Below are 8,724 nucleotides of genomic sequence, written 5' to 3'. Positions count from 1 at the left end.
CCGCAAGCAGTACGACATCTAACCCGCCGGTAATCGACTCTCTTGGAGCATCGTTCGATGATTGACCTCTACTACTACACAAGCCCCAACGTGCGAAAAGTGCTGATCGCACTCGAAGAGCTTTCGCTTGAATACCAGATCGTATGGACCGACCTCAAGGAAGGGGAGCAGTTCGCGCCCGAGTATCGTCGGATCAATCCGAACGGCAAGGTTCCGGCGATCGTAGATCGCGATGGCCCCGGAGGCGAGCCAATCGCGCTCTTCGAGACCGGGGCCATTTTGCAGTATCTCGCCGAAAAGACCGGACGGCTGCTGCCCGCCGACCCCCGCGGCCGCCAGGAGGCGCTCTGCTGGCTGTTCTGGCAAGTAGCGAATCATGGCCCTATGGCAGGACAGGCCGCCCACTTCGTCTCACACGCCCCGAAGCACGGTATCGACAACCCCTACGCCCGGAGCCGATACGTCGGTGAGGTAGCACGCCTGTACAAAGTTCTCGACGACCGGCTCCGCGATCGGGACTATCTTGCCGGCGAGTACTCGATTGCCGATATCGCAACCTATCCCTGGGCCAGAGTTGCAGGTGGGCACGGAATTACGGTCTCGGACTTTCCGAATATGAAGGCGTGGTCGGACCGAATCGCAGCGCGCCCGGCCGCGAAGGTCAAGTTCTCCGACCCACGTGAAGAAGCTGCGCGAAAGAACGTCTACAACGCAGAGCAGTTCCAACGTCTGTTCCGACCCGAAGGATCCCCGGCATGAGCAACTCCCCAGACCTGTTGGCCGACAATGCACCTGGTCTAACAATCGCACCTGGTCTAACAATCGATGGACAGATCGTGACAACGTCGGCCGTCAACAGGGTGATCAACCCCGCGACCGGTGAGGTCTTCGCTGAAGTCCCTGACGCCGGCGTCGAGCATCTTGACGCTGCTGTGAATGCCGCTCGGCGTGCCGCCCCTAGCTGGCGTGACATGGGCATCGCGGCGCGACAGGATATCGTTCGGAACGTTGTCGAGCTCGTCCGCACGAATATCGACGAACTCGCCATGCTGGTAACGCTGGAACAGGGCAAGCCCTTAGCCAAGGCTGCCGGCGAGATTGATTCCGGGCTACGGGGCCTCGGTCGGTACGCGAGTACCGACATCCCGGTCGAGATCTATCGGGACAACAGCGACGAGTACATCGAGATTCACCGCGAGCCAGTCGGTGTAGTCGGTGCGATCACCGCGTGGAATTACCCATTGCTACTGGCATTGTGGAAGATCGGCCCGGCGCTTGTCACCGGAAACACCATCATCCTCAAGCCTTCCCCGCTCACCCCTGTAGCCACTCTCCGTCTCGGTGAACTACTGCAACAGGCGCTTCCCGCCGGTGTTCTCCAAATTCTGAGTGGTGGAGACGACCTGGGGCGCGCAATGACAGCTCATCCGGGGATCAACAAGATCACCTTCACTGGCTCAGAGCGGGCAGGCAAATCGATCATGTCCGGCGCGGGTCCGACGTTGAAGAGGCTGACCCTAGAACTTGGAGGCAACGACGCGGGTATCGTCCTCGACGACGTGGACGTCGCGGCCATGGCAGACGACCTCTATTGGGCGGCACTGTCCAACTGCGGTGCCGTATGCGCTGGTCTCAAACGCCTCTACGTCCCCGTCCGCCTCGCGTCCGCGATCGAGGAGGCACTCGCTGAAGTGGCCAAGACGATCGTCGTCGGCAACGGACTCGACGAGGGCGTAGACATGGGTCCAATCCAGAACCTGGCGCAGCTGGAAAAAGTCCGAGGCTATGTCGACGATGCGGTGCACCGCGGCGCCGATGTCTACTTCCGTGGCGAAATCCCGGACGGGCCAGGATACTTCCATCCTGTCACTCTTGTCCGCGGTCTCGACGACACGACTCCGCTGGTCAAGGAAGAACAATTCGGACCTGTTCTTCCGATCCTGACCTACACCGACATCGACGACGCCGTCGAACGCGCCAACAATTCGGATCTCGGGCTCGGCGCATCGGTGTGGTCCACGGACGAACAACGCGCAGTGCAAGTAGCGAATCGCCTGGAAGCCGGTACTGCGTGGGTCAATCAGCATCCAGTGCTGACATCGGACGTCCCCTTCGGCGGAATCAAGCAGTCGGGACTAGGTGTTGAACAGTCCGTCCATGGGATACTCGAATACACCAATTTCAGGGTGCTCCGCGTTAAGCGCTGAGATGCACGAATTGAGCTGTCGGCTCGTCGCAACTTTCCAGTGATGAGCACGTCTTACCCAGCGCGGGCCGACAGCTCCTTACACCCGTGCATCGAATCCTCGTACGCACGGCCGCCGACGCGCCCAGAAACAGGACGGACACATGAGGCAGCAAGTCATCCCTTCAAGAGCGACGACAGATACGGTCAGTTCACGGTTCACGTTCGTGTTCATAACCGATCCGCTCAGTGAGCTGGCCCCCGCCCACGACACCACAGTGGCACTGATGGAAGCAGCTCAGGCGCTTGGACATCGCGTCGTTGTGACCACTATCGCAGAACTGGGCGTGACAGCTGGGCGAGCAACGGCGCAGACTCGCGGCGTCACGCTGCAGCCTGCAGTACTCATCGACGGCAAGTGGATCATCGGAAAGAATTGGTTTGTCGCGACCGAATCCGAGCAGATCTTTCTCGACACTGCGGCAGCCGTATTCATGAGGACCGACCCGCCGGTGAATGCCGACTACTTGCGGGCGACATATATCCTCGACCTGGTCGATCCTGCGCGTACCCTCATGCTGAACTCACCCAGCGGTCTGCGGGACGCAAACGAGAAGCTTTTTGCTCTTCGCTTTCCAGAACTCGGCCCGCCGACGCTCATCTCCGCAGATCAGACCGAGATCATCGACGCGGTACAGTCATGGGGGAGGGCCGTTCTCAAACCAACGGACGGTATGGCCGGACGCGGGATCATGCTGCTCAGTCCTGGCGACCCCAATCTGCACTCGATCCTCGATACCGCTACCGAGCGTGGAACCAAACACGTCGTTGTCCAGCAGTTCATCCCCGCGGTCACGGCTGGGGACCGACGCGTCATCGTTCTCGGTGGAACCCCAGTCGGTGCTGTCCGGCGCATCGCAGAGGGCGACGAATTCCGCTGCAACATGGCAACGGGCGCGAGCGTGGAAATCGACACGGTCACAGAGAACGATCGCAGGATCTGCAGAACTCTCGGTCCGGAGCTCGTCAAACGCGGGCTCCATTTCGTCGGAATCGACATCATCGGAGATAGGCTCACCGAAGTGAATGTAACCAGCCCCACGGGGATTCGCGAGATCGACGCACTCAGCGGGACGCATCTCGCAACTAGCACCATATCGTGGGTAGCGGCTCTGTGTGCGAACGCAGAGGTCCGCTGATGACAATCACAGACCACACCGAACGCGTAGTCGTCGTCGGTGCCGACGCCGCTGGTATGAGTGCCGCGCACCAAGCGCTGCGTTCGGCGCACGCCGATGGTCGCACGATCGAGGTAGTCGTGCTGGAAAGAACCCGCGACACCTCCTACTCAGCATGCGGAATGCCCTATCTGATCTCGGGAACGGTAGCCTGCGAAGACGAACTGATCGCCCGCACTCCCGACCGCCACCGAGAAATGGGCGTCGATCTTCGCCTAGATGCGTTGGTGACCGACATCAACCTCGAAACGCGCACCGTCACATACGGAAATAGCGTCGGCGTATCCGAAACGGTAGACTTCGACAAACTCGTGCTCGCAACTGGAGCGCACCCTGTCATTCCACCATGGGCGGTTGACAGCAACGGACATCTGACACCGGGAATTCTCCCCGTAAAGAACCTCGACGATGCACGTCAATGGCTCAGTCTTGTACTGCCAGAACAATCGTCAGATTCCGAAGCAACCGAAGCCATTCGGCGCGCGGTAGTTGTTGGTGCCGGCTACATCGGTGTCGAGATGGCAGAAGCGATGGTCGATCGCGGATTCGAGACTACGCTGATCACCCGCAGTTCGGTGATGAGCAACCTCGACGAGGACATGAGCGCCCGCGTCCACAGCGCCCTCGCCGAAGGCGGAGTTCACGTTGTCCCGCAGTGCGTAGTCGAAGGCATCGACATCGTTGATGGAAGAGTTCGTTCACTGACAGCAAGCAACGGTGAAACGTACCCCGCGGATGTCGTTGTACTCGGGCTCGGTGTCAGGCCCGCCACTGAGCTGGGCGTCGCCGCCGGCCTCTCGGTCGGCGAGTTTGGCGGATACCTGCCAGATGAGAACCAATTAGTGGCTGAAAACGTCTGGGCTGCGGGAGATTGCTGCGAGGTCATCGACAGGATCACGGGTACCCGTACATTCGCTCCTCTAGGCACGCATGCGAACAAGCAAGGCAGGATCTGCGGATACAACGTCGTCGGCGGAAAACAGCAATTTGCTGGTGTGCTGGCGACAGCCATAACGAGATTCACCAATCCAAATGTGCACGTGGAAGTGGGACGGGCCGGGCTCTCGACCGACGCTGCAATTGACGCCGGATTCAGCCCAGAATCGCTGGTCACAGTGGGGGGAACCGCCAGCGGGTACATGCCGGAGCGGTCACCGATCGCTACCAAGATCATCGCAGACCGGAGGAGTAGACGACTTCTTGGTGTTCAGATCGTCGGAGGCCGAAACTCCGCCAAGCGAATTGACACTGCGGCCGCAGCACTATGGGGGCAGATGACTGTCGACGACCTCGCCGCCATGGATCTGTCGTACGCGCCACCATTTGCAACCGTCTGGGAAGCCGTTCAGCTCGCCGCCAGAAGGTTGGCAGACAGACTCTAGAGCAACCCGAATCCGGTGCTCTCCGAGATCCGGCTGGGATGCAGCATGTCCCGGCTGTACGAGTGTTTCGCTGTGTGGACGGGGTGCGCATCGCCATGCGTCGAAAGCGTTATCGTGGCGACGCGCGTCCCTTTAGCGAGAGTCGGCAACATGCTTGCGGAGCGCCCCAAGCATATGAGTGACGAACTCGTGCTCCGTAGTTGACGTGACATCGTCAAGCTTCACCCGACCCGACTCGCTCGCCGCGGAGGGCTTCGACAGCGTCACACTGAAATGCAGTCCTTCCTGTTTGGATTCCGGAGATCCCGAGCCGCCCTGTGCAATCCCACCTTCCCGCTTGACCCAGCCCGCGATCGCGCTACACAGATCGGGCAATTCGCCGAGGCTGACCAGTACCGTGGAAAAGCTGTCCAGCGACGAGATCACGGCACCGGAGACCTCCACATAGACACGAATCGTCTCCAGGGTTTGCTCCGTGTCACGTGAGGTCTCGACAGGTTGATCGAATCCAAGCTCATAGAGGTCCTCGGCAACCTTCCTCGGCACACCGATGCGGAGTTGATCACGGACCACCCTGTCGTCCTCCCAGTCTGTCTGACGAGCCGCCAAACTCAGTAGATCTTAACGTCGATGCCGCCTTGTGTAGCGGAAAAGTCCGCCGCCCTGGTGTGGTGACGGCGGGCTTGGCTGAATCAGCGACGGGTGTGGATGACGGGGGAGTAAGGGTGGGGTAGATGCCGGGTCCGTGTTCGTCGATGAGGTCCGCGAGGACGCGGGCGGAGCCGCAGCCCATGGTCCAGCCGACGTGGTCGTGTCCGGTGTGGTAAGAGAGATGTCGTGTTTCCCAGCCCGATGATAGGGGTCCGTTTGGGGGCTATTGGGCCTAGTAAAGAACAGGGCTGAGTTCTCTTCGATCTCCGGATGCCTCGGTCCCTATGTAGTAGCTGGCCTAGGACCCGAACGCGGCGCGCGGCATCGGCGTCGGCCCGGAACAGGCAGCGGTTGTTGCAGGAAGTTGTGTCCTGGCCGGCGACGGATAGCAGAACCAGCACGCCACCCGGCGGTGCCTGCGGGTCTAGGTCGTCGATCGGTTCGTAGCTGTTCATGGTCGTGAGCGTGGTGTGCCGGTCAGCCTCCTCCCTCTCCGTCCGGGCCATTGGGAGGGGGCCAGCGACGCCGGGTCAGCACCGGCACTCGAGGTGCTCGCACATACGTCGACGTCTTGCCCTATTCAGTAGTGCGCCGGCTGCGCAGGGTGTGCGACGCCTGCTCCAGTGGTGTTCATTCGCCCGACATACTGCGAGGATACGAATCGGCATCTGCGACGCGAGCGTCCGCGGTGCGGCCCGCCAGCGCGGGCCGCACTCACAGGAGCTTATCGAGTCGATGGCGCTGCGTGCCGTGTTACTTCTTCGGGGCCGGGGGTGCGTTCAGTAGCGTGATGAACGGATCAGCGTTGGCTGCCATCGCGCCGAGGCCGCCGATTGCGGTGCCGGCGAGGGAGGCGCCCGCGCCGACCAGTAGTGCGCCGCCGATGCATCCAGCCATCGGGCCGGCGCCGAACAGTAGTGCTGCTGGTGCGGAGATCACGGCCCCGGCCACGGCGCCGAGGAGGCAGCCGCCGACCAAACCGGTTGCCGCGCCGAGGAAGCCGCCGACGGCTGCCGTGAGGGTGATGTTGTCCTTGACTCCGGCGGTTGCGGCGGGCAGGTCGACCTGCCGCAACGGCAGGGTGACCGGGGTTGCGGCGGCCGGGCTGGTGTCGGTGGTCAGGGTTGCGGTGCGGCCGTTGATCTGTGCGGCTACGGGGTGCGCGAAGCCGTCGATAGCGATCGACAGTGGCACCGATTCGACGGTGACGCCGCTGGCGTCGCGGATGATCAGGTGGTTGTTCTCGTTGCTCAGCGACCCGGCCGTGGTGTCGATGATGACCTGATCACCGTTGCGGGTGAGGTTCCACCCAACCCCGGCGACCGGGGCCGGTGCGGGTTCCGCGTGGGCGGTGCCGGCGACGATTCCCATCGACGCGATGGTCATGGCAGCGACGGCCATCAGTTTGGACATTCTCATGTTCGTAGATCCTTCTCGATATTGGGTCGGGGACCGAACGGTCCCTGCAGTACTGGACTTGTCCAGCGGATGACGGCAGCGTCGGACGACGCGGCGCCGAGCACGCTGAATCGCTGTCGTGGGGGTGTTGACCCGCACACCGGCCGTGCAGTAGCCAAGGCGGGGATGGTGTTCTGCTGTACGGGGTTCCGCGGGTTTGATCGGCGTTTCCGTACGTTTCCGTACGTTTCCGTACGTTTCCGTACGTTTCCGTACGTTTCCGTACCGTTCCGTTGGTTGTTGTTCAGAGTGCAGGTGTGAGGGTGCCGGCCGGTGAGGGTGTTGATGCGGTCGGTCGTCGCAGGTACACGGCCCAGGTAACCCCCGCGCACACGATGTAGAACGCGGCGAACACCCAGAATGCTGTGGTGGCCGACTTGTGTACCCCGAGGTAGGACGCGCGCAGGACGAGGTTGATTCCGACTCCGCCGAGTGCACCGACGGCGCCGGCGATGCCGATCAGTGCCCCGGACATGGTGCGTGACCACGCGGCGGCGGAGGGGGCGTCGTCGGGGTGCGGTGTTGCGGCTTTCGCCGCGAAGATTGCCGGGATCATCTTGTAGACGGACCCGTTGCCGATGCCCGAGATGACGAACAGCAGGATGAATCCGACGACGTAGGCGGTCATGATGGTCGTGTTCGCGGCCCCGGGGGTGGCGTCGTCGACGGTGCCGGCGACGACGAGGATACCGGCGGCTGCCATCATCGCCACGAAGCTGTAGAGGGTGATCTTGCCGCCACCGATCTTGTCGGCGAGGCGTCCACCGAGTGGGCGGGACAGCGACCCGAGAAGCGGTCCGATGAACGCAATCTGGGCGGCGTGCAGGGCGGCGGTGGCCTGCATTGCGGCGGTTGCCGGAGCGCCGTTGGTCAGTCCGGCGAGGAAGTTGAGCTGCAGGATCTGGCCGAAGGCGAAGCTGAATCCGATGAACGATCCGAATGTTCCGATGTAGAGGAACGAGATGATCCAGGAGTCGCGGAATTTGAGCACATCGATCAGCGATCGTGCGCCGGTCTTCTGGTCGGTGAGGTTGTCCATGGAGAGGGCTGCGATGACGGCGGCGATGCCGATGAACACCAGGTACACCGCGCAGACGATCTGCGGGCTGCGGTTGCCCCAGGTGGCGATCACGAGCAGGCCGATCAACTGGATGGCCGGGACGCCGATGTTCCCGCCGCCCGCGTTCAACCCCAGGGCCCAGCCCTTGAGCCGTTGCGGGTAGAACGCGTTGATGTTGGTCATCGAGGACGCGAAGTTGCCGCCGCCGAGTCCGGCGAACGCGGCGACGATCATGAACGTGGTGTAGGAGGTCTCGGGCCGCGAGATGAAGTACAGGGTCAAGGTCATCGGCACCGCCAGGGCCAGTGCGCTGATGATGGTCCAGTTGCGGCCACCGAACGTGGTGGTGGCGAAGGTGTAGGGCAGGCGAAGCACGGCGCCGACCAGGGTGGGTACGGCGACGAGGAAGAACTTTCCGGCGGCATCGATGTGGTAGACCGCGGCGGGCATGAACAGCACCATCACCGACCACACCGACCACACCGAAAACCCGATGTGCTCGGCCAGGATGGAGCCGACGAGGTTCCGGCGGGCGATGTTCTTCCCGCCCGCCTCCCAGGCGGTCACGTCCTCGGGGTCCCAGTTGTCGATCCGATGCCCGACCGATACGGGGGCAGGCGTTGAGTTCGAAGGTCGCTGAGATAGTGTTGTCACGGCTTAGCCCGAATGCACCGATCAGCTGGTGGGTCGCCGTGAGTGTGGTTGTGCGGCAGCAGGTGGGGTGCGGGCATGGGTGATCGTCCGACCTCC

The 8,724-nt window shown here is 62.3% G+C and carries 7 protein-coding genes; 4 read left to right on the top strand and 3 right to left on the bottom strand.

The features are described from left to right. Nucleotides 1–57: 57 nt before the first annotated feature. The 4 genes from ACFVJ3_RS48685 to ACFVJ3_RS48670 all read left to right on the top strand — a co-directional run bounded on the left by ACFVJ3_RS48685 (nucleotide 58) and on the right by ACFVJ3_RS48670 (nucleotide 4,805). Nucleotides 58–759 carry a glutathione S-transferase family protein gene (locus tag ACFVJ3_RS48685; RefSeq protein ID WP_378458910.1) on the top strand — a complete coding sequence of 234 codons (702 nt, stop codon included), beginning with the start codon at nucleotides 58–60 and terminating at the stop codon, nucleotides 757–759. Next, nucleotides 756–2,207 carry a non-phosphorylative glyceraldehyde 3-phosphate dehydrogenase TadD gene (gene tadD / locus ACFVJ3_RS48680; protein ID WP_378458909.1) on the top strand — a complete coding sequence of 484 codons (1,452 nt, stop codon included), beginning with the start codon at nucleotides 756–758 and terminating at the stop codon, nucleotides 2,205–2,207. The genes ACFVJ3_RS48685 and tadD overlap by 4 nt, the downstream gene beginning before the upstream one ends. Nucleotides 2,208–2,349: 142 nt before the next feature. Continuing rightward, the gene (gene gshB, locus ACFVJ3_RS48675) at nucleotides 2,350–3,384 is read left to right on the top strand and encodes a glutathione synthase (protein WP_378458908.1); all 1,035 of its coding nucleotides are present in this window, start codon (nucleotides 2,350–2,352) and stop codon (nucleotides 3,382–3,384) included. Next, nucleotides 3,384–4,805: an FAD-dependent oxidoreductase gene (locus tag ACFVJ3_RS48670; RefSeq protein ID WP_378458907.1), complete on the top strand. Its 1,422-nt coding sequence runs from the start codon at nucleotides 3,384–3,386 to the stop codon at nucleotides 4,803–4,805. Before gshB ends, ACFVJ3_RS48670 begins: the two co-directional genes overlap by 1 nt. Before the next feature lie 132 nt (nucleotides 4,806–4,937). On the opposite strand, the gene ACFVJ3_RS48665 is transcribed toward ACFVJ3_RS48670, so the two are convergent. The 3 genes from ACFVJ3_RS48665 to ACFVJ3_RS48655 form a co-directional block, all read right to left on the bottom strand. Beyond that, complete coding sequence (locus ACFVJ3_RS48665; protein ID WP_378458906.1) at nucleotides 4,938–5,378, bottom strand: hypothetical protein; 441 nt, start codon at nucleotides 5,376–5,378, stop codon at nucleotides 4,938–4,940. A gap of 831 nt (nucleotides 5,379–6,209) precedes the next feature. Next, on the bottom strand, nucleotides 6,210–6,875 hold the full coding sequence (locus tag ACFVJ3_RS48660; RefSeq protein ID WP_378458905.1) for a hypothetical protein: 666 nt from the start codon (nucleotides 6,873–6,875) through the stop codon (nucleotides 6,210–6,212). A 283-nt stretch (nucleotides 6,876–7,158) separates the two neighbouring features. Next, nucleotides 7,159–8,628 (bottom strand): nitrate/nitrite transporter, encoded by a 1,470-nt coding sequence (locus ACFVJ3_RS48655; RefSeq protein WP_378458904.1) that lies wholly within the window; start codon nucleotides 8,626–8,628, stop codon nucleotides 7,159–7,161. Nucleotides 8,629–8,724 lie beyond the last annotated feature (96 nt).

This window comes from Rhodococcus sp. NPDC127593 (assembly GCF_042671975.1).
Lineage (GTDB): Bacteria > Actinomycetota > Actinomycetes > Mycobacteriales > Mycobacteriaceae > Rhodococcus_F.
The sequence above is the reverse complement of the archived record's forward strand: the minus strand, read 5'-3'. Positions and strand labels throughout refer to the sequence as shown.